Origin of the sequence: Streptomyces sp. NPDC015131 (genome assembly GCF_043079975.1) — a bacterium.
Taxonomy (GTDB): Bacteria; Actinomycetota; Actinomycetes; order Streptomycetales; family Streptomycetaceae; genus Streptomyces.
Genome location: NZ_JBIBVB010000008.1, coordinates 198,437 through 224,389, shown reverse-complemented (window position 1 = coordinate 224,389; position 25,953 = coordinate 198,437). Strand labels below are relative to the sequence as shown.

Annotated in this window: 22 protein-coding genes and 1 pseudogene; 9 read left to right on the top strand and 14 right to left on the bottom strand. The window is 74.7% G+C overall.

The window, feature by feature from the left end; genetic code table 11:
* Positions 1-58 precede the first annotated feature (58 nt).
* Together ACF08D_RS28870 and ACF08D_RS28865 are read left to right on the top strand one after the other, a co-directional pair.
* Positions 59-2,182 (top strand): SpoIIE family protein phosphatase, encoded by a 2,124-nt coding sequence (locus ACF08D_RS28870; protein ID WP_392226732.1) that lies wholly within the window; start codon positions 59-61, stop codon positions 2,180-2,182.
* On the top strand, positions 2,176-4,599 hold the full coding sequence (locus ACF08D_RS28865) for a SpoIIE family protein phosphatase (protein WP_392226730.1): 2,424 nt from the start codon (positions 2,176-2,178) through the stop codon (positions 4,597-4,599). The genes ACF08D_RS28870 and ACF08D_RS28865 overlap by 7 nt, the downstream gene beginning before the upstream one ends.
* Here the strand turns inward: ACF08D_RS28865 and ACF08D_RS28860 are convergent.
* Both ACF08D_RS28860 and ribA read right to left on the bottom strand, forming a co-directional pair.
* Positions 4,594-5,313 carry a hypothetical protein gene (locus ACF08D_RS28860; RefSeq protein ID WP_392226728.1) on the bottom strand — a complete coding sequence of 240 codons (720 nt, stop codon included), beginning with the start codon at positions 5,311-5,313 and terminating at the stop codon, positions 4,594-4,596. The two genes, ACF08D_RS28865 and ACF08D_RS28860, sit on opposite strands and share 6 nt — an antisense overlap.
* Before the next feature lie 112 nt (positions 5,314-5,425).
* Complete coding sequence (gene ribA, locus ACF08D_RS28855; RefSeq protein ID WP_392226726.1) at positions 5,426-6,100, bottom strand: GTP cyclohydrolase II; 675 nt, start codon at positions 6,098-6,100, stop codon at positions 5,426-5,428.
* Between the two features lie 68 nt (positions 6,101-6,168).
* Here ribA and ACF08D_RS28850 point away from each other — a divergent pair, with 68 nt between their 5' ends.
* Positions 6,169-6,930: a creatininase family protein gene (locus tag ACF08D_RS28850; protein ID WP_392226724.1), complete on the top strand. Its 762-nt coding sequence runs from the start codon at positions 6,169-6,171 to the stop codon at positions 6,928-6,930.
* Complete coding sequence (locus tag ACF08D_RS28845; RefSeq protein ID WP_392226722.1) at positions 6,927-7,850, top strand: RibD family protein; 924 nt, start codon at positions 6,927-6,929, stop codon at positions 7,848-7,850. Before ACF08D_RS28850 ends, ACF08D_RS28845 begins: the two co-directional genes overlap by 4 nt.
* A 42-nt stretch (positions 7,851-7,892) precedes the next feature.
* Here the strand turns inward: ACF08D_RS28845 and ACF08D_RS28840 are convergent.
* The 5 genes and pseudogenes from ACF08D_RS28840 to ACF08D_RS28820 all read right to left on the bottom strand — a co-directional run.
* A pseudogene (locus ACF08D_RS28840) lies at positions 7,893-8,615 on the bottom strand (lysylphosphatidylglycerol synthase domain-containing protein); the annotation flags it as partial.
* 74 nt (positions 8,616-8,689) lie between these two features.
* On the bottom strand, positions 8,690-9,562 hold the full coding sequence (locus ACF08D_RS28835; protein WP_392226720.1) for a methyltransferase domain-containing protein: 873 nt from the start codon (positions 9,560-9,562) through the stop codon (positions 8,690-8,692).
* Positions 9,559-10,761, bottom strand: coding sequence for a glycosyltransferase family 4 protein (locus ACF08D_RS28830; protein WP_392226718.1), 1,203 nt, complete (start codon positions 10,759-10,761; stop codon positions 9,559-9,561). The genes ACF08D_RS28835 and ACF08D_RS28830 overlap by 4 nt, the downstream gene beginning before the upstream one ends.
* Positions 10,761-11,159 (bottom strand): 6-pyruvoyl tetrahydropterin synthase family protein, encoded by a 399-nt coding sequence (locus ACF08D_RS28825; RefSeq protein ID WP_392226716.1) that lies wholly within the window; start codon positions 11,157-11,159, stop codon positions 10,761-10,763. Before ACF08D_RS28825 ends, ACF08D_RS28830 begins: the two co-directional genes overlap by 1 nt.
* Positions 11,160-11,270: 111 nt before the next feature.
* Positions 11,271-12,251, bottom strand: coding sequence for a zinc-binding alcohol dehydrogenase (locus ACF08D_RS28820; protein WP_392226714.1), 981 nt, complete (start codon positions 12,249-12,251; stop codon positions 11,271-11,273).
* Positions 12,252-12,367: 116 nt separating this feature from the next.
* Between ACF08D_RS28820 and ACF08D_RS28815 the strand changes: the two genes are divergently transcribed.
* Entirely contained in the window at positions 12,368-13,168 is an 801-nt protein-coding gene (locus ACF08D_RS28815; protein WP_392226712.1) for a CDP-alcohol phosphatidyltransferase family protein, read from the top strand.
* A 16-nt stretch (positions 13,169-13,184) separates the two neighbouring features.
* On the opposite strand, the gene ACF08D_RS28810 is transcribed toward ACF08D_RS28815, so the two are convergent.
* Positions 13,185-14,789 (bottom strand): sulfatase, encoded by a 1,605-nt coding sequence (locus tag ACF08D_RS28810; protein WP_392226711.1) that lies wholly within the window; start codon positions 14,787-14,789, stop codon positions 13,185-13,187.
* Between the two features lie 363 nt (positions 14,790-15,152).
* Between ACF08D_RS28810 and ACF08D_RS28805 the strand changes: the two genes are divergently transcribed.
* The 4 genes from ACF08D_RS28805 to ACF08D_RS28790 all read left to right on the top strand — a co-directional run bounded on the left by ACF08D_RS28805 (position 15,153) and on the right by ACF08D_RS28790 (position 19,732).
* Positions 15,153-15,572 carry a PPOX class F420-dependent oxidoreductase gene (locus tag ACF08D_RS28805; RefSeq protein ID WP_392226709.1) on the top strand — a complete coding sequence of 140 codons (420 nt, stop codon included), beginning with the start codon at positions 15,153-15,155 and terminating at the stop codon, positions 15,570-15,572.
* 99 nt (positions 15,573-15,671) lie between these two features.
* Complete coding sequence (locus tag ACF08D_RS28800; protein ID WP_392226708.1) at positions 15,672-16,241, top strand: PadR family transcriptional regulator; 570 nt, start codon at positions 15,672-15,674, stop codon at positions 16,239-16,241.
* Positions 16,242-16,354: 113 nt separating this feature from the next.
* Entirely contained in the window at positions 16,355-18,076 is a 1,722-nt protein-coding gene (locus ACF08D_RS28795) for an acyl-CoA dehydrogenase family protein (protein WP_392226706.1), read from the top strand.
* A 201-nt stretch (positions 18,077-18,277) separates the two neighbouring features.
* Positions 18,278-19,732: a glyceraldehyde-3-phosphate dehydrogenase gene (locus tag ACF08D_RS28790; protein ID WP_392226704.1), complete on the top strand. Its 1,455-nt coding sequence runs from the start codon at positions 18,278-18,280 to the stop codon at positions 19,730-19,732.
* Positions 19,733-19,796: 64 nt separating this feature from the next.
* Here the strand turns inward: ACF08D_RS28790 and ACF08D_RS28785 are convergent, their stop codons facing one another.
* From ACF08D_RS28785 to ssuE, 6 genes are all read right to left on the bottom strand, one after another.
* Positions 19,797-20,732, bottom strand: a complete 936-nt coding sequence (locus tag ACF08D_RS28785) for a TauD/TfdA dioxygenase family protein (RefSeq protein WP_392226702.1) — start codon at positions 20,730-20,732, stop codon at positions 19,797-19,799.
* Positions 20,733-20,774: 42 nt separating this feature from the next.
* On the bottom strand, positions 20,775-22,109 hold the full coding sequence (locus tag ACF08D_RS28780) for an LLM class flavin-dependent oxidoreductase (RefSeq protein ID WP_392226700.1): 1,335 nt from the start codon (positions 22,107-22,109) through the stop codon (positions 20,775-20,777).
* Between the two features lie 61 nt (positions 22,110-22,170).
* Positions 22,171-23,112: an ABC transporter permease gene (locus tag ACF08D_RS28775; RefSeq protein ID WP_392226699.1), complete on the bottom strand. Its 942-nt coding sequence runs from the start codon at positions 23,110-23,112 to the stop codon at positions 22,171-22,173.
* Entirely contained in the window at positions 23,109-23,939 is an 831-nt protein-coding gene (locus tag ACF08D_RS28770) for an ABC transporter ATP-binding protein (protein ID WP_392227094.1), read from the bottom strand. The genes ACF08D_RS28775 and ACF08D_RS28770 overlap by 4 nt, the downstream gene beginning before the upstream one ends.
* Before the next feature lie 47 nt (positions 23,940-23,986).
* The gene (locus ACF08D_RS28765) at positions 23,987-25,015 is read right to left on the bottom strand and encodes an ABC transporter substrate-binding protein (RefSeq protein WP_392226697.1); all 1,029 of its coding nucleotides are present in this window, start codon (positions 25,013-25,015) and stop codon (positions 23,987-23,989) included.
* Positions 25,016-25,088: 73 nt separating this feature from the next.
* Positions 25,089-25,652: an NADPH-dependent FMN reductase gene (gene ssuE / locus ACF08D_RS28760; RefSeq protein WP_392226695.1), complete on the bottom strand. Its 564-nt coding sequence runs from the start codon at positions 25,650-25,652 to the stop codon at positions 25,089-25,091.
* Positions 25,653-25,953: the final 301 nt, after the last annotated feature.

The window sequence follows — 25,953 nt, the reverse complement described above, 5'->3', positions numbered from 1 at the left end:
TGATTTACCAGGATTTGATCTACGAGTCGGCATCACGCCCGATGGTGAGGTCATCGCGTTGGACGCGCACGAGTCGACCAGTGGCGTACCGGGTCAGCCCCTGACCGCGGTGGGATACGCCGGGGTGCTCGGCGGCCTCCTCCCGATGGCGCTCTGGCGCACCGATGCCGAGGGCACCCTCGTCGAATGGTCCCTCGCCGCGCAGGACCTGCTGGGCCACACCGCCGAGGAGATCACCGGCCGGGCCGCCAACGACGCCCTCGTACCCGCGGGCAACCGGGAGCTGGCCGAACGGCTCGCCACCCGCATCCTGGCCGGCGAGGCCGTCGTCGCCACCCTCCCGGTCCGGCACCGCGACGGCCACTTCGTCCGCATGGAGATGTGGCTGTGCCCGGCGCCCGACCACCGGGGGCGGACCGGCACCCTCGCCATCGCCGTGGAGACCACCGCCGTCCGGCACATGCGCGACTCCCTCGCCGCGCTCCAGGGACTCTTCAGCCAGTCCCCGATCGGCCTCGCCCTGCTCGGCCCCGACCTGCGCTTCCTGCGGGTCAACGAGGCCCTCGCCCGGATGAACGGCGTCCCGGCCCGCGACCACCTCGGCAGACGCCTCACCGACGTCGCCCCCGGCATCAACGCCGCCGACCTGGAGACCGTCATGCGCCAGGTCCTGGAGCACGGCGAGGCGGTGGTCGACGTACGCCGCACCGGCCGCACCCCCGCCGACCCCGGCCACGACCGCGTCTGGTCCTGCTCCTACGCGCCGCTGCTCGACGGGGCCGGCCGCCGCCTCGGCGTCGTCGCTTCCCTCATCGACATCACCGAGGGCCAGCGGGCCCAGCTGGAGGCCGAACGGGCCCGCCACCGCTTCGCCCTCCTCGCCGAGGCCGGCACCCGCATCGGCACCACCCTCGACCTGCGGCGCACCGCCGAGGAGGTGGTGCACCTGCTGGTGCCCCGGCTGGCCGACTCCGCCGACGTACAGCTGCGCGAGGAGGTGCTCGACCCCGACGACGCCGCCGCGTCCACCCACGGCGTGGTGCGCAGGATCGCGGTCTCCTTCACCGACCCCGAGGCGCCCGCCGACGCACTCGCCGTCGGCCTCACCTACCAGATCCCGCTCGGCTCGGTGTACGAACAGGTCATCGCCGAGGGACGGCCCATGAACCTCTACCGGCCCGACGTCCCGGTCCTGATCAACGACCCGCTCGCCGGCCGGCTGCGTGCCTACCTCACCCGGCTCGGCTCCGCCCGTCTGGTCCCGCTCGTCGCCCGCGGCAAGGTGCTCGGCGCCGTCGTGGTCACCCGCACCCGCGACCGCGAACCCCTCGACGAGCACGACTGCGTCATCATCGACGAACTCGTCGCCCGCGCCGCGCTCAACATCGACAACGCCCTCATGTACACCGGCCAGCGCGACGCCGCCCTCACCCTCCAGCGCAGCCTCACCAACAACGCCCTGCCGGAAGTCCCCGGACTCGAACTCACCGGCCGCTACCTCCCCACCAGCGACCACCAGGTCGGCGGCGACTGGTTCGACGCCATCGCCCTCCCGCGCGGCAGGACCGGACTCGTCATCGGCGACGTGATGGGCCACGGCATCCACGCCGCCGCCGTGATGGGCCAGCTGCGCACCGCCGTCCGCACCCTCGCCCGCCTCGACGTCCCGCCCGCCCGGCTGCTCCTCGCCCTCGACGCCGCCGTCGCCGACCTGGGCGAGAACGAGATGGCCACCTGCGTGTACGCCATCCACGACCCCGCCACCGGAACGTGCGAGATCGCCCGCGCGGGCCACCCCCCGCCCGCCGTCGCCGACCCCCGCGGCACGATCACCTTCCTCGACGGTCCCCCCGGCACGCCGCTGGGCACCGGCGTACGGGACTTCCGCACCGAGCACGTCGGCCTCGGCCCCGGCAGCCTGCTCGCCCTCTACACCGACGGGCTCATCGAGGCCCGCGACCGCGACCTCGACCAGGGCATGGCCCAGCTCGCCCGGGCCCTGGACCGGCTCCACCGCCCCCTGGACGAGATCTGCGACCGGATCCTCGGAGCGCTGCTCCCCGCCGCCGCGCAGGACGACGTGGCCGTCCTCCTCGCCAGGGCCCGGCGGCCCGCGGACCCGCCCCCGGGCCGCGCCGCGGACCACTCGCGCAATCCCGGACGTAAGGTGCCAGAGTGGTAGCCAACGACACCCCGGTGACGACCTTCAGCGAAGGCCCCGAGGACCCGTTCGCGGTACGGCGCTCCGCGTCGGCCGTGCTCGACGCGCACGGCACGGTCGTCGGCTGGAGCCCGCCCGCCGAGACGCTGCTCGGCCACCCGGCCGCCGAGGTGCTCGGCCGGCCCGCCGCCCTCCTGGTCGACCCCGCCGACGAGCACCTCGTCATGGACGCCGTCACCGCCTGCGTGCACGGCCCCGGCTGGTTCGGCGTGATCCCCCTGCGCCACCGCGACGGCCGGCGGGTCGACGTGGGGTGCCGGGTCCGCTCCGTCGACCGCGGGGGCGGCGGGCGCGAGTGGTTCGTCGTCGCGGCGCCCGCCGAGGAGGTGGTCCGCTGGGAGACCGACCGCTCCGTCCTCGACGGCCTCTTCGGCAGCTCGCCCATCGGCCTGTCCGTCCACGCCCCCGACCTGACGATCCTGAGGGTGAACCGGGCCATCGCCAAGTTCAGCCACCTGCCCGTCGACCACCACCGCGGGCTGCGCACCAGCGACTTCATCATCCAGCGCGACACCGACACGGTCGAGCGCCAGCTCCGCGAGGTGCTGGAGACCGGCCGGTCCTCCGTCTTCGCCGAGCAGCCCTGCGTCCTGCGCCGCGACCCCGGCCGCGAACTCGTCGTGTCCGTCTCGGCCTTCCGGATGCACGACCCCGCCGGACGCGTCCTCGGAGTGACCCAGACCGTCGAGGACGTCACCGAGCGGTACCGGGCCCGCCGCCGGCTCGCCCTGCTCAACGAGGCCAGCACCCGTATCGGCACCACCCTGGACGTCGGCGAGACCGCCCGGGAGCTGGCCGGGGTCGCCGTCCCCGGGCTCGCCGACCGGGCCGCCGTCGACCTGCTGGACCCCGTCATCCGGGGCGAGGAGCCCCGCCAGGACATGACCGGCCCGCTGCGCCGCGCGGCCGTCCGTACGGCGCACCCGGACGGGCCCGGACTGCTGCACCCGGTCGGGCACCTCACCGACGTCACCCCCGGCACCCCCCAGGCGCGGTGCCTCGCCGAACGCCGCCCCGTGCTCGGCGACAGCGGCGGCACTCCCGCCTCCGGCGCTGAGGGGGACGTGCCGCTGGTGGTGCCCCTGGTCGCCCGGGGCCTCGTCCTCGGGCTGCTCAGCCTCTGGCGGTCCGGCCGGCCCGACCCCTTCGAGCCGGACGACATCACCCTGGCCGAGGAGTACGCCGCCCGCGCCGCCGTCTGCATCGACAACGCCCGCCGCTACACCCAGCAGCACGACACCGCCCTCGCCCTCCAGCACAGCCTGCTCCCGCACCTGGTGCCCCGGCACCCGGCGGTCGACGTCGCCCACCTCTACCTGCCCGCCGACGCCGAGGCCGGGGTCGGCGGCGACTGGTTCGACGTCGTCCCGCTGTCCGGACTACGGGTCGCCCTCGTCGTCGGCGACGTCGTCGGCCACGGCATCCACGCCGCCGCCACCATGGGCCGGCTGCGCGCCGCCGTGCAGACCCTGGCCAACCTCGACCTCACCCCCGACGAGGTCCTCTCCCACCTCGACGACCTGGTCGACCGGCTGGCTGCCGAGCAGGAGCCCACCGACGACCTCTCCCGCCAAGTCGTCGGCGCCACCTGCCTGTACGCCGTCTACGACCCGGTCACCCGGCACTGCGCCCTCGCCCGGGCCGGCCACCCGCCGCCCGCGCTGGTCACCCCCGACGGCCGGGCGCACCTGGTCGACCTGCCCGCCGGACCGCCGCTGGGCCTCGGCGGGCTGCCGTACGAGTCCGCCGAACTCACCCTCGACGAGGGCAGCCTCCTCGCCCTCTACACCGACGGCCTCGTCCAGGCCGGCGACCGGGGCACCGACGAGCGGGACGTCGACGAGCGCGTGGCCGACCTCTGCACCGCGCTGACCGCGCGCACCCGCACCCTCGACGAGACCTGCGCCGCCGTCCGCGAGGCGCTGCTGTTCGACCACCCCAGCGACGACGTCGCCCTCCTCGTCGCCCGCACCCGCGTCCTCGCCGAGGAGAAGGTGGCCACCTGGGAGCTGCCCGTGGAGGCGACCGCCGCCGGACAGGCCCGCGCGCTGGTGCAGGCCCGGCTGACCGACTGGGGCCTGGCGGACATGCTGTTCACCACCGAACTCATCGTCAGCGAGCTGGTCACCAACGCCTTCCGGTACGGCGGCGGCCCCATCACCCTGCGGCTGATCCGGGACCGCCACCTCATCTGCGAGGTCTCCGACACCAGCAGCACCTCGCCGCACCTGCGCCGCGCCCGCAGCACCGACGAGGGCGGTCGCGGCCTCTTCCTGGTGGCCCAGCTCACCGAGCGGTGGGGCACCCGCTACACCCGCGAGGGCAAGACCATCTGGACCGAGCAGGCCCTGCCCACCGGCGGTGCGGGGGCGTCATAGGGAGGCGGTGGGCGGCGGCCCCTGGAAGCGGGCGGCCACGGCCCGGACCTCGATGTCGTACCCCCGGGTGCCGCCGCCCGGCTGGAGGTGGGGAATGCGGTACGTCCGCCGGGGCGCCTCGGGCGTCTCCGGGCCGGCCGCGTCCCGCGGGCCGCCCCGCACGTCCTGGTGCGGGGGCTTGGCCGGCCGGCCGGTCGACGGGGGCTCGCCGCCCTGGAAGGGGCCGTTGGCGAGCAGTGAGGACACCACCAGCAGGCCGCCCACCGCGCCCACCCCGCACGTCCCCACCAGGCGGGCCCGCCGGAGCGGCGTGGCGGACCTGGCGCGTTCCGGGCGCGTGGTGTCACGCGTCCACAACGGTGCGACGTGCGGGGCCGGGGCGGACCGCGACGGTGGTACGTGCGGGGCCGGGGCGGACCGCGACGGTGGTACGTGTGGGTCCGGTACCGACCACAACGGCTGGACCTGCGGGTCCGGTGCCGGCCACGACGGCTCGGCGGGCTCGGGTGCCGGGACCGACGCGGGATCCGCCGGCCACAGCGGTTCCGCCGGTGCCGTGCCGCCCGAGGGGGCCGTGAGCGAACCGGTGGTGTGCAGCTCGGTGCGTGCCGCGTCCAGGGCGTCCAGCACCCGCTGGAACGACTCCATGATCGCCTGGGCGGAGCCGGGCTCCGTGCCGGGGGTTCGCGGGGCTTCGTGGTCGTCAACGTACACGGCGGTGCTCCTCGCGGGGGTACATGCCTTCCGTCGCGATCCGGTGACGGGACCGCGGTGGTGCTTCGTCGTCGGGCAATACGCAACGCGAGCGAGCTTGTCTCATCCGGTCCTAAGGCCGGGCCCGCTCGGCCGTGGCGGTCAACTCGGCGGGCAGGTGCGGGAGATGGTGTCCCATGCGCTCCCGCTTGGTCCACTGGTAGTGCAGGTTCTCCTCGCACGGCGGGATCAGCAGCGGGACCTGCTCGCTGACCCCGATCCCGTACCGGCGCAACGCGTCGCGCTTCAGCGGGTTGTTGGACAGCAGCCGCACCGAGCGCACCCCCAGGTGGTGCAGGACGCCGGCCGCGGCCCGGTAGTCCCGTGCGTCGTCCGGCAGTCCCAGCGCGAGGTTCGCCTCGACGGTGTCGAGCCCCTCCGCCTGGAGGCGCATCGCGCGCAGCTTGGCCAGCAGGCCGATCCCGCGGCCCTCGTGGCCGCGGAGGTAGACCAGCACGCCCCGCCCCTCGCGCGCGATGGCCGCCAGCGCGGCGTCCAGCTGCTCGCCGCACTCGCAGTGCCGGGACCCGAAGGCGTCCCCGGTCAGGCACTCGGAGTGGAGGCGGGTCATCACCTCGTCCCCCCGCACGTCGCCGTACACCAGGGCCATGTGTTCATCGCCCCGCTCGTGGTCGGCATAACCGGCGGCGAGGAAATCGCCGAACCGGGTGGACAACCGCACATTCACCACGTGCTCGACGTCCGTACGAGGCGTGGTGTCCCGGAGCACATCATCGGTGTCTATCATGGCCCGATCGTATCCGGTAATCTCCGGGAACGGACAGAGAATTGACGAGGGAAAAGGGGCGGGGAACCATGAGGATTCCGCAGCCGAGGACGCCTGCGCTGGGTATGCTGCCGCTGGACACGACGACGGACGACGTGCGCGACGGACCTGCCCGGGTCGCGGTTCTCCCCATTGGCAGTTTTGAGCAGCACGGGCCCTTTCTTCCCCTGATGACGGACACGGTCGTCGCCTGCGCCATCGCGCGCGAAGTGGCCGCCTCGTACCCCGTGCACCTGCTCCCACCAGTGACGATCTCCTGCTCGCAGGAGCACGCCGACTGGCCGGGAACCGTCAGCGTCTCCGCCACGACCCTCTGCGCGATCGTGCGCGACATCGCCGGGTCCCTGCGGAGATCCGGCCTGGAAAGCCTGGTCCTGATCAATGGTCACGGCGGGAACTATGTGCTGCGCAATGTGGTGCAGGAATCCCAGGAAAACGGCATGAGAATGGCCCTGTTTCCCGGTTCTTCCGACTGGGACCTGGCGCGGGAGAAGGCCGGGATATCCACCTCGTCGTCGAGCGACATGCACGCCGGGGAAGTCGAGACGTCCATTCTTCTGCACGACCATCCGGAACTGGTCCGTCCCGGATACGAGACGTCCGACTGGGTGGCCGACGAGCGGAAACACCTGCTGACCCTGGGAATGCGGGCCTATACCGAATCCGGGGTGATCGGCCGCCCCTCCCGCGCCACGGCCGACAAGGGAAGGGCGCTGCTCTCCTCGCTCGCCGGCTCCTTCGCCGAATACCTGGACCTGGTGGCCCCGGCGACCCGGGGCGGTGCGCGATGACCGGCGGCACGGCCCGTACGCAGACGGACACCGGCACCGGCCCGGTCGTCGACACGGACGGGGCGTGGGAGCGGCTGCGCGGCATCCGGTCCCCGGCGGACGCCGCGTCCGCCGGGCTCACCACCGGCGCGGACGGCCGCCCCCGCTGGGCGGACGGCACGCCCGGGGCCGACGACCTCGCCGGCCGCTACCTCCCGCTGTGCCTGGCCGGACCGGACGTCACCTTCGCCCAACTGGGCCAGAGCATCGACGGGTTCATCGCCAGCCGCACCGGGGACGCCGACTACGTCACCGGCGAGGAGGACCGCGCGCACCTGCACCGGCTGCGCGCCCTCGCCGACGCGGTGCTCGTCGGCGCCGGGACCGCCGTCGCCGACGACCCCCGGCTGACCGTGCGCGCCTGCCCCGGCGACGACCCGGTGCGCGTCGTCCTCGACCCGGGCGCCCGAGTCCCGCTGGGGCACCGGGTGTTCACCGACGGGGCGGCGCCCACCCTGTGGGTCGTGGGCCCCGGCGGCGCACCCCGGGCGGTCGCCGGCCGCGAGGGCGTCGACGTCCTGGTGCTGCCCGACCGCGCGGCCTTCGAGCCCCGCAGCGTGGTGCGCCGACTCGCCCGCAGGGGACTGCGCCGGGTCCTCGTCGAGGGCGGCGGGGTGACCGTCTCCCGCTTCCTCCACGCGGGCGCCCTGGACCGGCTCTACGTCACCGTCGCCCCCGTCCTGCTGGGCGACGGGGTCCCCGGGCTGGCCTTCCCCGGACCCGACCGGATGCGCGACGCGCTCCGCCCGCCCGTCCGGCGCACCGCCCTCGGCGAGGACACCCTCTTCGAGCTGGACCTGCGCACCGCGGCCCCGGCCCCGCGCGAACCGGTCGGCGACCAGCACGGCGGCACCGGGCAGACAGGCCGCCAGGCTCAGTAGCCCGTACACCACGGAGACGGCCAGCCCCTGCCCGGCGCCCAGCCCGGCCGCGCCGAACGCCCAGGCGGTCGCCCCCTCGCGGGGCCCCCAGCCGGCCACGTTCAGCGGCAGGGCCATGGCCAGCAGCGCCAGCAGCATCAGCGGCAGCAGCGTGCCCGCCGGAGCGGTCGCCCCGGCGGCGCGCGCCGCCAGCAGGAACATCCCCACCAGGCCGGCCAGGACGGCCACCGACGACACCAGCACCCCGGCCCAGACACCCGGCGCGCCCCGGAACCCGCGCCCGGCGGCGGCCGGACGCCGCCGGCGCCGTACCACCACCGCCACCCCGGCGAGCACCGCCAGGGCGCCGCACACCGCGACCGCCACCGTCCCGTACCGGCCCGCCACCGCCCCCACCGGGACGGGCGGCCGGACGCAGAGCACCACCGCGCCGGCCGCCACCAGGACCGCCTGGCCCGCCGCCCGCTCCGCCACCACCGCCCGCACACCCCGCCCCACGTCCCCGGCGCCCCGCCCCTGCCGCACCGCGCGGTGCGCGTCCCCGAGGACGCCCCCGGGCAGCGCCGCGTTGAGGAACAGGGCGCGGTAGTAGTCGGCCACCGCCCGCCCGAGCCCCAGCCGGACCCCCAGCGCACGGGACACCAGGCACCAGCGCCACGCGCTCAGCACGGTCGTGCACGCCCCGATGCCGACGGCGGCCACCAGCGTCGGCCCGTCGACGCCCCGCAGCCCGTCGAGGAGGGCGCCGCCGCCCTGCCACCACACCACCGCCGCCAGGACCCCCGCCCCCGCCACCGTGCCCAGGCGCCCGCGCGCCACCCGCCCGGCCCGCGCCGCCGTCACGCGCCACCGCCCCCGGTCCGCACCGCGGCCGGCAGCGCCAGCAGGTCGGCGTGGTGCACCACCACGCTCAACGCCCCCGCCTCGCACGCCTCCAGACGCCGCCGCAGGTACGCGGTGGCGCGCGGCGCCAGGTCCGGGCGCTGCTCACGGGCCGCGCCCACCCAGCCGCGCAGCCACTCGGCGGTCAGCGCGGACTGCGCGGGGCCCAGCCGCCACGGGCTGGAGCGCACCCGTACGGTCATGCCGCGGGCGGTGAAGACCTCCCGCGCCGCCGCGACGGCGTCGGGCCCCAGCAGCCGGCGGCCGTGCTCCATCCGGCGCTGATGGTCGTTGAACGCGCCGCCGAGCGCACCGTCCAGCGGATCGGCCGGGGTCAGCTCGACCCGGCCCGCCACCGACAGCGCCAGCAGCACCGCGCACCCCGCGTCCGCGCACGCGGCGGCCAGCCGGTCCACCTCCTCGCGGGTCAGCAGGTCCAGCAGCGCCGAGGCCGTGACCAGACCGGTGTCGGCCAGTTCCGCCCCCGTCAGCCGGCCCACGTCGCCCTGACGGGTCGTCACCGTGATCCGGCCGCCGTCGGACCCCGTGCGCGGCAGCCGCGACGCCGCCAGCGCCAGCAGGCCGGGGTCGTGGTCGTGCAGCACCCAGTGCTGCGGCCCGGACAGCCGGGGCGCCAGCCACCGGCCCATGGAACCGGTCCCGCAGCCCAGGTCCCGTACCACCAGCACCGGCTGCCCGCCCCCGGGCCGCCCGGCCGCCAGATGGTCGCGCAGCGGGGCGAGCAGCTCCGGGGCGCGCGCCGCCGCGTCGGCGGCCTCCCGCAGCGCCAGCCACTCGGGGGCGTAGCGCGGTGCGCCGGTCACCGTCACGCCGCCTCCCCGGAGTCGAGCCGGAGCCGTTCCAGCGCCTTCGCCAGGCTCCGGGCGGTCGACTCCCAGCCGTCCAGGGCGGTACGCCGCCGCCGCGCCGCGACCTTCGCGCGGTGCCGCTCGCCCGGCTCGGCCAGCCACCGCCGCAGCGCCGCGGCCAGCGCGGCCGGGTCGTCCGGCGGGACGAGCGCCCCCGGCACACCGCCGTCCGGCGCCCGGCCCACCGCCTCCGGCAGGCCGCCCACCGCGGTCGCCAGCACCGGCACGCCCCGGGCCAGCGCCTCGGTCGCCGCCATGCCGTACGTCTCCGCGCGCGAGGCCAGCACCAGCAGATCGGCGCCCGCGTAGGCGGCGTTCAGCCCCGGTCCGCTGCGGGGACCGGCGAGGTGGACGCGCTCCTCCAGCCCGTACCGGGTGATCAGCACCCGCAGCCGGTCGACGTACGCCGGGTCCTGCTCCAGACCGCCCACCAGGGAGCAGCTCCACGGCAGGTCCGCCACGCTCGCGAGCGCCCCCACCAGCTCGTGCTGCCCCTTGCGCGGGGTCACCGACGCCACGCACAGCAGCCTCGGGTCGCCGCCGGTGCCGCGCGGCACGTCCCGCGGGGTGCCGGCCACGGGCGCGCTGCCGGGCGCCAGCGGCCCGATGTCCGCCCCGGGCACCGCCACATGGACCCGGTCCGGGTCGAGCCCGTGGTGGGCCGCCAGCCGGCCCGCCGCCCAGTGGCTGGTGGTGACGACCGCCGCCGCCGCGCGCAGCGTCCTGCGCTCGCCCGCGTCCAGCACCGCCGCGCGCTCGCTCCCGAGCCCGGTCTCGTCGGCCAGCGGCAGGTGCACCAGCACCGCCAGCCGCAGCCGCTCCGCCTCCGGGACGACCACGTCCGGGGCCGCGCAGGCGACGAGCCCGTCGAGCAGGAACAGGCTGCCGTCCGCCGCCCCGGCCAGCACCCGCGCCAGCTCCTCCCGCCCGGCGGCCCCCGGCCGGGGCCAGTCGCCGGCGACCACGTGCTCGTGCACCCGCCAGCCCAGTCCCGGCAGGTCGCGGCAGACCCTCCGGTCGTAGACGTTCCCGCCGCTCGGCGCGGCCGGGTCGTCGACCCCGCCGGGCATCACCACACCCACCGCGCGCTCCGGCGCCGCCACCCGCGCGTCCGTACGCCCGGCTCTGCCGGCGCCGCCCGGCCCGCTCCGGCCGCCCATCACAGGGCCCGCTCGTAGCTCGCCCAGGCGATGTGCGACTCGTGCAGCGTCACCGAGATGCCGCTCAGCCCGCGCGCCCCCTCGCCCAGCGCGCCGGCCGCCACCCGGCCGGCGAGGCGGTCGGCGACGACCTTCGCCAGGTACTCGGTCGAGGTGTTGACGCCCGCGAAGTCCGGTTCCTCGTCGAGATTGCGGTAGTTGAGCGCCGCCACCACCGCGCCCAGTTCCTTCGTGGCGAGACCGATGTCGACGACGATGTTGTCCCCGTCCAGTTCGGCGCGGCGGAAGGTGGCGTCGACGAGGTACGTCGCGCCGTGCAGCCGCTGGGCGGGTCCGAACACCTCCCCCCGGAAGCTGTGGGCGATCATGAGGTGCTCGCGGACTGTGACACTGAACAACGGCTGTGACCTCCCGGTCCGTCCTCGGCGGCCGGCACCGGCCGCCGGTGTTCCATACGTCCGCCGCCCGCCCGGCGTTCACGGCCGGACCGGTCCGGCGCGGCCGGCCCGTCACTCCTGCGCGTACCGCACCCGGTGGCACAGCCCCGGCAGCTCGCCGGCCGCGATCCCGCGCAGCACCGACGGCAGCTCCTCGAAGGCGCACTCGCCCGTCACCAGGGCGTCGAACACCGGGTCGGCGAGCAGGTCCAGCGCCAGCGCCATCCGGTCGGCGAAGGTCCGGCTGGAGCGCCGCGCCGCCGACACCCGCCCCACCTGGCTGCCGCGCACCACCAGCCGCCCCGAGTGGAACGCCTCGCCCAGCGGCAGGCTCACCCGGCGGTCCCCGTACCAGCTCAGCTCCAGCACCGTGCCCTCCGGGGCGAGCAGTTCCAGGGCGCGGACCAGCCCCTCCCCGGTCGCGCTCGCGTGGACGGCGAGGTCGCAGCCGCCGAGCGCGTCGTCCGGGAGCGCGAAGCCGGCGCCCAGCGCCCGCGCCACGGTGGCGCGCCCGGGGTCGGCGTCGACGAGCTGCACCCGCACCCCGGGGAAGCGGGCCAGCAGGGCGGCGACCGAGCAGCCGACCATCCCCGCGCCGACGACCGCGATCCGGTCCCCGACCAGCGGCGCCGCGTCCCACAGGGCGTTCACCGCCGTCTCCACCGTCCCGGCCAGCACCGCCCGCGCGGCCGGCACGCCGTCCGGCACCGGGGTGACGGCGGTGGCGGGGACCACGTACCGCGTCTGGTGCGGGTGCAGGCAGAAGACCGTACGGCCGGCCAGCTCGTCCGGCCCCTCCTCGACCACGCCCACCCCGAGATAGCCGTACTTCACCGGCCCGGGGAAGTCGCCCTCCTGGAACGGCGCCCGCATCAGGGCGTACTGGCTCTCCGGGACACCGCCCCGGAAGACGAGGCTCTCCGTGCCCCGGCTGACACCGGAGTACAGCGCCCGCACCACGACGTCTCCGCCGGCCGGTTCGGGCAGGGCCACTTCACGGATCTCCCCGTGGCCGGGGGTGCGCAGCCAGAAGGCGCGGGCGGTGCGAGGCATCGGATTCTCCTGTTGAACGCTGGGGTCGCGGTGCACGTTCTGAGGGTGACCAGGCCGCGCGCACCGCTGGAGGCGGCCATCGAATCAGTCACAGGTCCGGAGGAAGACCCTTGTCCGTGGGCGACATGACCGACGTACGGCCCGGTGCACGCGCGCGTGAGGGCGGCGGGAACCCCGTCACCCCCGTGCCCGCGCGGACGCGGGACGAGGCGCGCCCGCCGCGGCTCGCGCCGGCCCTCGGGGCGGCCGGGCAGCTCACTCTGCTGCTCCTGCTCGCCACGGCGACGGGGCTCGGCCCGGCGGGGTGGGCGGCCGGGCTGGCGGTCACCGCCGGGACCTGGGCCGTGCTCACCCGCGCCCTTGACCGCACCTGGCCCGGGGCCGCGCCCTTCGGCCCGGCCAACGCGGTCACCCTGACCAGGGCCGCGCTCGCCGGCGGCGTGACGGCCCTGGTGGCGGACGCCTGCGCCGGCCGGGCGCCGGGCGGGGTGCTGGTGGCGCTTACGGCGGTCGCGCTGGTCCTGGACGCGGTCGACGGGAGGGTCGCGCGCCGCACCGGCACGGCGACCGCCTTCGGGGCGCGCTTCGACATGGAGGCCGACGCCTTCCTCATCCTGGTGCTCAGCGTCTGCGTGGCCCTCTCGCTGGGCGGGTGGGTGCTGGCGATCGGTGCCATGCGGTACGCCTTCGTCGCCGCCGCCCGCGTCCTGCCGTGGCTCAACGGGGCGCTCCCGCCGAGCACGGCCCGCAAGGCGGTGGCCGCCGCGCAGGGCACCGCCCTCCTGGTGGCCGCCTCCGGGCTGCTGCCGCGCCCTGCCGCGTACGCGGTCGTGGCCACGGCCCTGGCGCTGCTCGTCTGGTCCTTCGGCCGGGACGTGCGGTGGCTGTGGCGGACCGGGGCCGGCCGGAGCGCCTGACCGCCCTGACCGCCCCTCATCGCGGCCCGTACGCCGTCAGGAAGCGGTCCCGGAAGGCGTCCATGGGCCACACCGGCGCACCGGGACCCGGCCGCAGCCCCGGCTGCCAGCCCCAGCCCGATATCCGCTGCAGCACCTCGGGGTCGCGGGCGACGACCGTCACCGGCACGTCGCGGCCCAGCCGGCCCCCGGTGACGGTCGGGACGGGCTGGTGGTCGCCGAGGAAGACCACCACCGTGTCGTCGTCGCCGTACCTCTCCACGTACTGGAAGAGGCTGGTCAGCGAGTACCCGATCGCCCGCCGGTACTCGGTGCGCACCTGCTCGGGATCGCGCCACACCTCCGCGGGGTCCTTGCCCTCCCGCTTCACCCGCTCGTAGACCGAACCGTCCCCGAGCCGGTCCCAGTCGAGCACGGTGGGCAGCGGGGCCCAGGGGTTGTGGCTGGAGGTGAGGATGATCTCCGCCATCAGCGGGCCGCGCCCCGCCCGGCCGTGCTCCAGCCGCTCGAACGCGGCCAGGCTGAACTGGTCGGGCACCGGCGTCCAGCTGAACTTGGGCCCCCGGTAGCCGAGGTGGCGGGAGTCGTGCACGTGGTCCAGGCCGTAGAACCGCCCCTCGGGCCACGCGCGCGTGACGCCCGGCATGATGCCGACCGTCCGCCAGGCGCCGGTACGCCGGAACGCCCCGGTGAGGGTGAGCCGGTCGCCGGAGGTGAGGTCCCGGTAGCGCCGCTGGTTGTCGATCCACAGGCCGGACGCGAAGGTCGAGTGGGCCAGCCAGCTCCCGCCGCCCGTGGTGGGGGAGGTGAGGAAGGCGCTCCGGGAGGAGTACCCCGCCGCGCCGAGCCGCCGGGCGCCGTCGGCGAGCACCGCGCCGGTCCCGGCCGCCATCCCCGGGTCCTCCAGGGCGCTGCGGCCGTAGCTCTCGATGAACACGAACAGGACGTCCTTGCCCCGCAGCCCGGTCAGCAGCCGGTCGGCCGGAGTGTCCCGGAACGCGTCCACGGCGGCCTCCTCGGCGAACGCCTCCCGGTCCGCGATCCCGGCCCGCACCTGCTGCACCCGGCCGCCGATCACACCGGCCGCGCCGCTCGACGCGACCGCCCCGGCGGGCACCTGGACGCCGAGCGCCGCGCACAGCACCCACACCGTCCCGGTGACCAGGACCGCCGGGGCCACCGCCGCGCCGTGCCGGACCACCACCCCGCTCAGCCGTACGGCCGCCAGCCCTGTCAGGGCCACCACGGCGACGGCCAGGACCCCGGCCGCGACGACCACGGCGGTCGCGCCGGCCCGGCCCAGGGAGTCGGCGAGGAACGATTCCGCGTCGTCCAGCAGGACCCAGTCGAGCACCGGGTCGAAGGGCCTGACCAGCACTGAACGGAAGCCCATGTCCAGCACGTTCAGCAGGGTCACCAGCCCCAGGACCACGCCGGCCAGGGCCGCCGCCGCCCGCCGGACCGCCGCCGGCCGCACCACCAGGAGCAGCGCGGCGCCCACGATCGCCTCCAGCGGCACGCGCGCGAAGGTCGCCGGCCGCAGGTGCTCCACCCGGTCGGGGAGCAGCAGCGCGCCCAGCACCAGCGCGGCGGCCAGCCCCGTGACGACCCGGGACAACACGACCCGGGAAAGCACGGTCCGGGAAAACACCGCCCGGGAGAGCACCACCCGGGCGCGGCCCGGCGCGCGCGGCGGCCCGGGGGGAGGCGCGGTGTCCGCGCGTGGCGGCCTGCGTGGGGTCACAAGGGGCACCCGGAGTCCTTCCGTCCGACAAACCCGGTGGTGGGCGGGGCGGCCGGTGCACCGGGCCGCCGTGGAAGGTACGGTCCGCGCGCCCGTGCCGTTCAGGCCACGCGGCACGGAAGGCGCACGGCGCGCGGCGTGTGCCGTACGGGCGGGGTGCGCGCCCCGGTGACGTACCCGGGCGCGGACGGGGAAGGGCGTACCGGGGGGAACCACCGAGACCACCACGGAAGGCGTCACATGTCGAAACCACCGCTTCCCGACGAGGCCGTCGCGATGCTCAGCAAGCCCAACCCGGCGACCATCACGACCCTCCGCTCGGACGGCCAGCCGGTCTCCACGGCCACCTGGTACCTGTGGGACGACGGCCGGATCCTGGTCAACATGGACGAGGGCCGCAAGCGGCTCCAGCACGTGCGCCGGGACCCCCGGGTGACGCTCACCGTGCTGGACGAGGGCAACTGGTACACCCACCTCAGCATCGTCGGCCGGGTCGCCGAGCTGACCGAGGACAAGGAGCTGGCCGACATCGACCGGCTGGCCCGCCACTACCTCGGCAAGCCGTACGGGGACCGTGAGCGGCGCCGGTTCAGCGCGTGGGTCGAGATCGACCGCTGGCACGGGTGGGGGACGCTCAAGGACAACGCCCAGCCGGGCTGACGGCCGGGCCGCGCCGTTCGCGCCGGCGCCCGGGTGAGCCGCGTCTCACCCGGGCGCCGGCGCTTGTCTATGCAACGAGTTGCATAAGAGGATCGGGGCATGGCGCTCGACCACGCGATCCTCGTGTCCCTGCTGGAGCGACCGGGCTCCGGCTACGAGCTGGCCCGGCGGTTCGAACGGTCCATCGGCTACTTCTGGACCGCCACCCACCAGCAGATCTACCGCGTGCTCAAGCGCATGGAGGGCGACGGCTGGATCGACGCCCGCGAGGTCCCGCAGCAGGGCCGCCCGGACAAGAAGGAGTACTCCGTCGCCGCCCCCGGGCGCGCGGTGCTCTCCGCGTGGCTCCACGAGCCGATCGAACCCGAGAGCGTCCGGCACGACCTCGCCGTGAAGATCCGGGGCGCCGCCTTCGACGACCCGGCCGCGCTGATCCGCGAGGTGGAGCGCTACCGCCGGGAGCACGCCGACCGGCTCGACCGCTACCTCGCGGGGGAGCGGCGCGACTTCACCGGCCCCGGGGCCGCGCCCGGTCCCGGGGCGCCGCCCGACGCGGGCCGGGAGCTCCAGCACGTGGTGCTGCGCGGCGGCATCGCGTACGAGCGGATGACCCTCGCCTGGCTCGACGACGTGCTGGACACCCTCCGGCGGCTCTCCGCCGCGCGCTGAGCCGCCCGGGCACGACGGGGCTCCCGGCCGCACCACGACCCCGCAGACCCGCCGACCCTCAGGCCCTCAGACCTTCCGACCACGACCTCCCGACCTCCCGAAAGGCGGACCCCATGGCCGACCCGCTGCTGTTCAACCCGCGCACCTACGACCCGGCGCACTTCGACCCGGAGACCCGCCGGCTGCTGCGCGCCACCGTCGACTGGTTCGAGGAGCGCGGCAAGCGCCGGCTGATCGAGGACTACCGCACCCGCGCCTGGCTGGCCGACTTCCTCGACTTCTCCGCCAAGGAGGGGCTGTTCGCCACCTTCCTCACCCCCGGCGCCGCCGCGGACGGCCACCCGGACAAGCGGTGGGACACCGCCCGTATCGCCGCCCTCAACGAGATCTTCGGCTTCTACGGCCTCGACTACTGGTACGCCTGGCAGGTCACCATCCTGGGCCTCGGCCCCGTGTGGCAGAGCGACAACCCCGCCGCCCGCGCCCGCGCCGCCGAACTCCTCGACCAGGGAGGGGTGTTCGCCTTCGGTCTGTCGGAGAAGACCCACGGCGCCGACATCTACTCCACCGACATGCTGCTGGAGCCCGACGGCGAGGGCGGCTTCCGGGCGACCGGCTCGAAGTACTACATCGGCAACGGCAACGCCGCCGGCCTCGTCTCCGTCTTCGGCCGCCGCACCGACGTCGAGGGCCCCGACGGCTATGTCTTCTTCGCCGCCGACAGCCGCCACCCGGCCTACCACCTGGTCAAGAACGTCGTGGACTCCTCCAAGTACGTCAGCGAGTTCCGCCTGGAGGACTACCCGGTGGCCGCCGAGGACGTGCTGCACACCGGCCGCGCCGCCTTCGACGCCGCGCTGAACACCGTCAACGTCGGCAAGTTCAACCTCTGCACCGCCTCCATCGGCATCTGCGAGCACGCGATGTACGAGGCCGTCACCCACGCCCACAACCGCATCCTGTACGGCCGGCCCGTGACCGCGTTCCCGCACGTGCGCCGCGAGCTGACCGACGCCTACGTCCGCCTCGTCGGGATGAAGCTGTTCAGCGACCGGGCCGTCGACTACTTCCGTTCCGCCGGGCCCGACGACCGCCGCTACCTGCTCTTCAACCCGATGACGAAGATGAAGGTGACCACGGAGGGCGAGAAAGTCATCGACCTCATGTGGGACGTCATCGCCGCCAAGGGCTTCGAGAAGGACACCTACTTCGCCCAGGCCGCGACCGAGATCCGCGGCCTGCCGAAGCTGGAGGGCACGGTCCACGTCAACCTGGCGCTGATCCTCAAGTTCATGCGCAACCACCTGCTGGACCCGGCCGGGTACGCGCCCGTCCCCAGCCGCCTCGACGCGGCCGACGACACCTTCCTCTTCCGCCAGGGTCCGGCCCGCGGCCTGGGCTCGGTCCGCTTCCACGACTGGCGCCCCGCCTTCGACGCCCGCGCCCACCTGCCGAACGTCGCCCGGTTCCGGGAGCAGGCGGACGCGCTGTGCGCGTTCGTCACCACCGCGGCGCCCGGCGAGGAGCAGAGCCGCGACCTCGACCTGCTGCTCGCGGTCGGCCAGCTGTTCGCGCTGGTCGTGCACGGCCAGCTGATCCTGGAGCAGGCCGCTCTGACGGACCTCGACGAGGACGTGCTCGACGAGCTGTTCGCGGTGCTCGTCCGTGACTTCTCCGCGCACGCCGTGGAGCTGCACGGCAAGGACTCCGCCACCGGGGCGCAGCAGTCCTGGGCCCTGGGCGCGGTCCGCCGGCCGGTGGTCGACGAGGCGCGTTCGGCCCGGGTGTGGGAGCGCGTGGAGGCGCTGTCCGGCGCGTACGAGATGGCGCCGTAACCCGCCGCCATCAAGCGGAGGATGCCGGTCCGGTCAGGTGCCCACCTGCCGGACCGGCGGCGCGTATCCGGACAAAAACAACGGGCAATTTGCGCATACCGGTCACCAGGTCTGTCTGATCGATCACATCCCGGGCCGCTTGAACCACGGCGGCGACGGGGGGTTAGCATATGAGCGCCGCCTAGCTCGAAAGATAAACCTGTGACTGTCAACGACGACTCGTTCACCAACTGGAAGAACCGCGAGGAGATCGCGGAGTCGATGATCCCGATCATCGGGAAGCTGCACCGGGAGAGGGACGTCACCGTCCTCCTCCACAGCCGCTCCCTGGTGAACAAGTCGGTGGTCAGCATCCTCAAGACCCACCGGTTCGCTCGCCAGATAGCCGGCGAGGAGCTCTCGGTCACCGAGACCCTGCCGTTCCTCCAGGCCCTCACCGCGCTCGACCTCGGTCCCTCCCAGATCGACATCGGCATGCTCGCCGCCACCTACAAGACCGACGACCGCGGTCTGTCCGTGGACGCCTTCACCGCCGAGGCCGTCGCCGGCGCCACCGGCGCCAACAAGATCGAGCGCCGCGAGGGACGCGACGTCGTCCTCTACGGCTTCGGCCGCATCGGCCGCCTCGTCGCCCGCCTCCTCATCGAGAAGGCCGGCTCCGGCAACGGCCTGCGCCTGCGCGCCATCGTCGTGCGCGGCGGCGGGGAGCGCGCCGCCGAGGACATCGTGAAGCGCGCCTCGCTGCTGCGCCGCGACTCCATCCACGGCCAGTTCCAGGGCACCATCACCGTGGACGAGGCGAACAGCACGATCGTCGCCAACGGCAACGCGATCAAGGTGATCTACGCCAACGACCCCTCCGAGGTCGACTACACGGCGTACGGCATCAAGGACGCCATCCTCATCGACAACACGGGCAAGTGGCGGGACCGCGAGGGGCTCTCCAAGCACCTGCGCCCCGGCATCGACAAGGTCGTCCTGACCGCCCCGGGCAAGGGCGACGTCCCCAACATCGTCCACGGCGTCAACCACGACACGATCAAGCCCGACGAGCAGATCCTGTCCTGCGCCTCGTGCACCACCAACGCGATCGTCCCGCCGCTGAAGGCCATGGACGACGAGTACGGCGTGCTGCGCGGCCACGTGGAGACCGTCCACTCGTTCACCAACGACCAGAACCTGCTGGACAACTACCACAAGGCCGACCGCCGCGGCCGGTCCGCGCCGCTCAACATGGTGATCACCGAGACCGGTGCCGCCTCCGCCGTCGCCAAGGCGCTGCCCGACCTCAAGGCGCCGATCACCGGCAGCTCGATCCGCGTCCCCGTGCCGGACGTCTCGATCGCCATCCTGAGCCTGCGCCTGGGCCGCGAGACCACCCGCGACGAGGTCCTGGAGCACCTCCGTGACGTCTCGCTGCACTCGCCGCTGAAGCGCCAGATCGACTTCACCACCGCGCCCGACGCCGTCTCCATGGACTTCGTCGGCTCGCGCCACGCCTCGATCGTCGACGCCGGCGCCACCAAGGTCGACGGCGACAACGCGATCCTCTACCTCTGGTACGACAACGAGTTCGGCTACTCGTGCCAGGTCATCCGGGTCGTCCAGCACGTCTCCGGTGTGGAGTACCCGACGTACCCGGCCCCCGCGGCCTGACGCACGGCACACCGGAGGGGGGCGGCGGGGCGGTGATCGCCCCGCCGCCTCCCTCTGTTGTGGCTCAGGCCGTCACCGGGGTGTAGTGGGCGGCGTCGTCGCCCTCCACGGTGCGGCTGAACGAGCCGTCGGTGCCGGCCGGCACATCGCCCGCGACGGTCACCCGGTGCAGCAGCCGCGGCAGGTCGCCGTAGTCGTCCGGGGCGTAGTGCTGGGTGATGCGGTTGTCGAACAGCACCAGGTCACCGGGGCGCCAGGCGATCCGCACCACGTTCTCCGGCCGGACCACGTACGACTGGAGCAGCCGCAGCAGATCGTGTGACGCCTCCGGGCCGAAGCCCACCAGGCTCTGCGCGAACCCTCCGATGAACAGGCCCCGCTCCCCGCTCTCCGGATGCACCCGGACCACGGGATGCGCGGTGCGGTAGCGGCGCGACACGAACCGCCTGCGGTGCTCCGCCGCCTTCTCGTCCCTCGGCTCGGCATAGTCGTACGCGTTGGTGTGCACGGCCCACAGCCGGTCGGCGAACTCCCGCAGCGGCTCGGGCAGATCGCGGTACGCGGCGGCCGTGTTGGCGATCAGGGTGTGGCCGCCGTACGGCGGGACGACCAGGGCGCGCAGCGTGGACGCCTTCGGCGGCGTACGGACGAAGGTGACGTCGGTGTGCCAGCGGTTGGCGCGGATGCCCTCGTCGCCGTCCACCGGAAGGATGTGCGGCTGCCCGTCCACCGACGGCACCGTCGGATGGGCGGTGGTCAGCTCCCCGAACAGCGACGCGAAACGGAGCTGCCCGGCGTCGTCCAGGTGCTGGTCGCGGAAGACCAGGGCCTTGTGCTCCAGCAGCGCCCGGCCGACCGCCGCGACGGTACCGGGATCGAGGTCGCCCGACAGGTCGAGGCCGTGGACCTCGGCACCGATCCGGCCGCCGATCCTGCGGAGGTCGAGGCCGCCGGGAGTGTCCGGTGCGGGGGAGGCGAGCGGGGTGGTGGTCGTCGTCATGGCGAGGTGTCCTTTCCTGGGGCGGTGGATGTCCGGAGGCGGTCAGACCGGCAGGGCGGCGCGGGCGGCCGGCCGGGGGAGCCCGTAGTGCTCACGCAGGGTGCGGCCGGTGTACTCGGTGCGGAACAGGCCGCGCTCCTGGAGGAGGGGCACGACCTGGTCGACGAAGTGGTCCAGCCCGCCGGGCAGATAGGGCGGCATGATGTTGAACCCGTCGGCGGCGCCCTGGGTGAACCACTCCTGGAGCCGGTCGGCGATCTGCTCGGCGGTGCCCGCCACCACCTGGTGCCCGCGGCCCCCGCCGAGCCGGGCGATCAGCTGCCGCAGGGTGAGCCCCTCGCGCCGCCCCAGCTCGGCGACCAGCGCGAAACGGCTCCGGTTGCCGTTGATCTCCCGCTCCTCGGGCAGCTCGGGGAGCGGGCCGTCCAGCGGCAGGCCGGTCAGGTCGGTGCCGAGCATCCCGGACAGCTGGGCCAGGCCGTACGCGGGCACCTGAAGGTCCGTCAGCTCCTGGTCCAGCGCCAGGGCCTCCGCCTCCGTCGACCCGATGACCGGGCAGATGCCGGGCAGGATCCTGACGGCGTCCTCGGCACGCCCGTGGCGGGCGAGCCGGGACCGGAGGTCCTTGGCGAACGCCTGGGCGTCGGACAGGGTCTGCTGCGCGGTGAACACCGCCTCCGCGTACCGGGCGGCGAACTCCTTGCCGTCCTCCGACGACCCGGCCTGGACCAGCAGCGGGTGGCCCTGCGGGGAGCGGGGGACGTTCAGCGGGCCCCGTACCCGGAAGTGCGTGCCCCGGTGGTCCACGGGCCGGACCCGGTCCGGACGGGCGTACACACCGGCCGCCCGGTCGAGCACGATCGCGTCGTCGTGCCAGCTGTCCCACAGCTTCACGGCGACGTCGACGAACTCCCGGGCCCGCTCGTAGCGCAGAGCGTGCTCCAGGTGCTCGTCGCGGCCGTAGTTGCGGGCCTCGTCGACGGTCCCCGAGGTGACGATGTTCCACCCCGCCCGGCCGCCGCTGAGGTGGTCCAGCGAGGCGAACGCCCGTGCCGTGGCGAACGGTTCGGTGAACGTGGTGGAGACGGTGGCGATGAGCCCGATGCGCTCGGTGGCCGTGGCGAGCGCCGACAGCAGGGTCAGCGGCTCGAAGCCGCCCGACGCGTTGTGATGGGCGTTGCCCCACAGGGCCAGGCCGTCGGCGAGGAACACCGAGTCCAGCAGCCCGCGTTCGGCGGTTCTCGCCAGCTTGGTGAAGTACGCGACGTCGGTGACCCGTTCGGGCGTGGACAGGGGGTGGCGCCAGGCGGCGTCATGGTGGCCGGCGTTCATCAGGAACGCGTTGAGATGCAGATGGCGCGGGGGTGTGGCGGGCACGGGACGTCCTTCGGTGGTGGGCGGTGGTGCGGGAGAGAAGAGAAGCGGGCCGCGGGAGGGCTCAGGCGGCGACCGGGGCCCGCCAGGAGCTGAGCCGCCGCTCCAGGGAGACGAGGACCTGGTTGAAGGCCACGCCGATCGCCGAGACGGTGACGATCCCGGCGTACATCTGCGGAATGGCGAAGTTGTACTGCGAGGCGTTGATCAGATACCCGAGGCCCGCCTTGGCGCCGATCATCTCCGCGGCGACCAGCACCAGGATCGACACCGCCCCGGCGAGCCGGACGCCCGTGAACACCGCCGGCACCGACGCCGGGAGGATCACCTTCTGGAAGAGCCGCACCGGAGGCAGGTCCATCGACCGGGCCAGCCGGAGCAGCACCGGGTCCACGGACCGTACGGCGCTGATGGTGTTGAGCAGCACCGGCCAGGTGCACGCGTACACCACGATCGAGACCTTCGACGTCTCGCCGATGCCCAGCAGGAGCACGAACACCGGGAGCAGCGCGAGGGCCGCCGTGTTGCGGAACAGCTCCAGCAGCGGCCCCAGAAGATCCGCCGCCCGCCGGTAGCGGCCGATCAGCAGCCCCAGCGGCACGGCGACCAGCACCGCGATCACGAAGCCGCCGAGGGAGCGGCCGAGGCTCGCCAGGGTGTGGTCGGCCAGCTGCCCGGACGCGGCCAGCCCCCACCACGCCACGGCGACCTCGCTGAACGGCGGCAGGAAGGTGCGGTCGGCCAGCCCGAGGCGCGGGGCCGTCTCCCACAGCGCCAGGAGCGCCAGGACGGCCACCGACCGGGTGCCCGCCCGGACGAGCCCGTGCAGCGCCCGGCGGACGCGGTACCGGAGCCGGTTCCGGCGCGGTACGGGGGCGGGGGCCGCCGGGGGCGGGCCGCCGGCCGCTGCCGTGCCGGGTGCCTCCTCGACGGGCGTGCGCTTGGCGGGCAGTGCGTCCGCGGGAGCGGTGACGCCGGGGGTGTCGGTACGGGTCGGGGGACTCATGCGGTCACTTCCTGCCTCTCCTGCCGCTGGGCCCTGGACACCTCGTCGTGCAGCAGGGTCCAGACACGGTGCCGGTGCTGGGCGAACTCGGGGCTGGAGCGCGGATCGCCGCCCTCCGGCCCGGCCGGCAGCGCGATGGGGACGACCTCCTTGATCCGGCCGGGGCGGGAGGTCATCACCGCCACCCGCTGCCCCAGGCGTACGGCCTCGTCGATGCCGTGGGTGATGAACACGATCGTCTTGCCGGTACGGCGCCAGATGCCGAGCAGCTCGTCCTGGAGCGACTCCCGCGTCTGCGCGTCCAGCGCCGCGAAGGGCTCGTCCATCAGCAGCACCTCCGGGTCGTACGCCAGGCTGCGCGCGATCGCGACCCGCTGCCGCATGCCGCCGGACAGCTCGTGCGGGTGCCGCCCCTCGAACCCGCTCAGCCCCACCAGGGCCAGGTACTCCCGCGCCAGGGCCGCCCGCCGGCGGCGCGGCACCCCGACGGCCTCCAGCCCGAATTCGACGTTGCCCTGGGCGGTGCGCCAGGGGAGCAGCGCGTACTGCTGGAAGACGATGCCCCGGTCGAGGCCGGGGCCGGTCACGGGCGAGCCGTCCAGCAGGATGCGGCCGGACGTCGGCGCGGTCAGCCCGGCCAGCAGGTCCAGCAGGGTGGACTTGCCGCACCCGCTGGGCCCCACGACGACGAGGAACTCACCCGCGCCGACGGTCAGGTCCACCCCGTCCAGGGCGGTGACCGGCCGCCGGCCGCCGTCCCGCCCCCTCGTCGGGAACTCCTTGCGCACCCCGGCGACGACGAGCTTCGCCGTACGCCCGGCCTCCACCAGCCCGGCCTCGGCACGACCGGTCTCCACACGACCCGGCACCGGGCTCACCTCCCGCTCGCCGCGGGCGACGCCGTCGCCGGCGCGTTGAACTCATTGGTGTACAGCGCGTCCAGGCGCACCCGGCCGCGGTCGATGTCACCGCGCTCGGCGAGCCAGTCGATCCAGAGCCGCAGCTCCCCCTCGGCGACCCGCCCGCCGGGCGCGGCCACGCCGTACGACTTCCAGTAGCGCAGCGGGTCGAGGTCCTCGGCCCTCCCGCGCCGCTTCACGATGTCCGTCATCCGGGCGACCACCTGGGCGCGGGGCGTGGTGCGCGCCCAGTCCAGCGCCCGGCCGACCCCGGTCACAAAGGTCCGCACCGCCTCCGGGTCCTCGCGGATGAAGCGTTCTGTCATCACATATGTCCCGGCGCTGAAGGGCCCCAGGAGCTGGTGGTCGGTGAACAGCGGCCGCAGCCCGCCGGCCGCCACCGCCTTCTCCCGCAGGACTCCGCTCAGCACGGCGACGTCGATCTGCCGCTGCCGCAGGGACTGTTCGGTGCTCACCGGCGGCACGACGAGCGCCTGGACCTTCTCCGCGTCGGCGTCCGGCAGCCCGGCGCGCCGCAGGTAGATGTCGAGCAGGGCCTCGGAGTGCGCCCCGAGGGTGTTCATGCCGACCTTTTTGCCGACCAGGTCGCGGGCGGAGCGGATCGGGCTGTCGGCGCGCACGTAGTAGCCGCTGTACGCGTGCTCGTCGGAGCCGTAGTAGCTGATCACGGCCTTCACCGGGGCGCCGTTGGCCGCCAGCTTCACCACCGCGCCGTTGAAGGCGCCCCCGAAGTCGACCTGGCCGGTGGCGGCCGCCTGGATGTCCTGGGGGCCGCTGATCGTGTTGCCCACCCACTCCAGCCGCAGGCCCGGCAAGTAGCCGAGGCCCTCGGCCAGTTCGGCGGGGATGACCTGGCCGGTCCAGCCCTGGTACCGGAGGGTCCTGGTCCCGCCCGCGCCGGACGCCCCGCCGCCGAGCGCGGTGCCGCAGCCGGCCGCGACCGTCGACAGGCCGGCCAGGGCGAGGAAGCGGCGTCGGTTCACTGGGGGAGACGTACGCATGGAGGATCCTGTTCGCAGAAAGGGGCGGGGAAGGGGCGGGGACGAGGCGGGCGGGTCAGCGCGCGGAGGCGCCGAGCGCGGCCGGTTCCCGCGCGGTGAGGGCCCGGGAGAAGCCGTCCAGGGCGTGCAGCAGCCGCAGTTCGGACTCGGGCTCGATCCGGCACGCGGCCGCCCCCAGGCGCTCGATCGCCGAGTCGAGCAGAAAGGCGCCGGGGACGACATGGCGGGCGCCGAGGGCGGACAGCACCGGGCGCAGGGCGTAGTCCATGGCAAGCATGTGGGCGAGGCTGCCGCCCGTCACCAGCGGCAGCACGGTCTTCCCCGCGAGCCCGGCCCGGGGCAGCAGGTCGAGGAACACCTTCAGCAGCCCGCTGTACGACGCCTTGTAGAGCGGCGTGGCGACGACGACGCCCTCGGCGCGCGCCACCCCGTCCAGCGCGAGCCGCAGCGCCGGATGGACGGCCGTCCCCCCGAGCAGCTCGGCCGCCGGGAGGTCGCGTACGGAGATGTGGCCGGTGTCCTGCCCGCCGGCCGCGAGACGGGCCAGCACATGGTCCACCACACGGGCGGTCCGCGAATCGGCGGACGGACTTCCGGAGACGGCGACGACGAGGGGCATGGCGAACTCCTGGGACGCGAGGGAGAGTCGGGGTCACCCCGCTCCCGGACAGCGGTGCCGGGGCACCGCTCGCACGGCACGTGCCGGGGCCGGCACGCGAGCGGGGGAAAGGGGGTGAGGGGCGCGGGTACGGTCGCTGCGGACCGGCCGGGACGGAGCGGGCGGCCCCGGGGCCGGGCCACCCGTGACGAGTTGCCTAACAGCCGCGGAGGACGACCGCACAGAGGGCGCCGGCCTGCCGTCGGGGATCGACGGGGCACCGCCCGGAGAGGTTCGCTGACTGGCTCACGACCACGAGGCT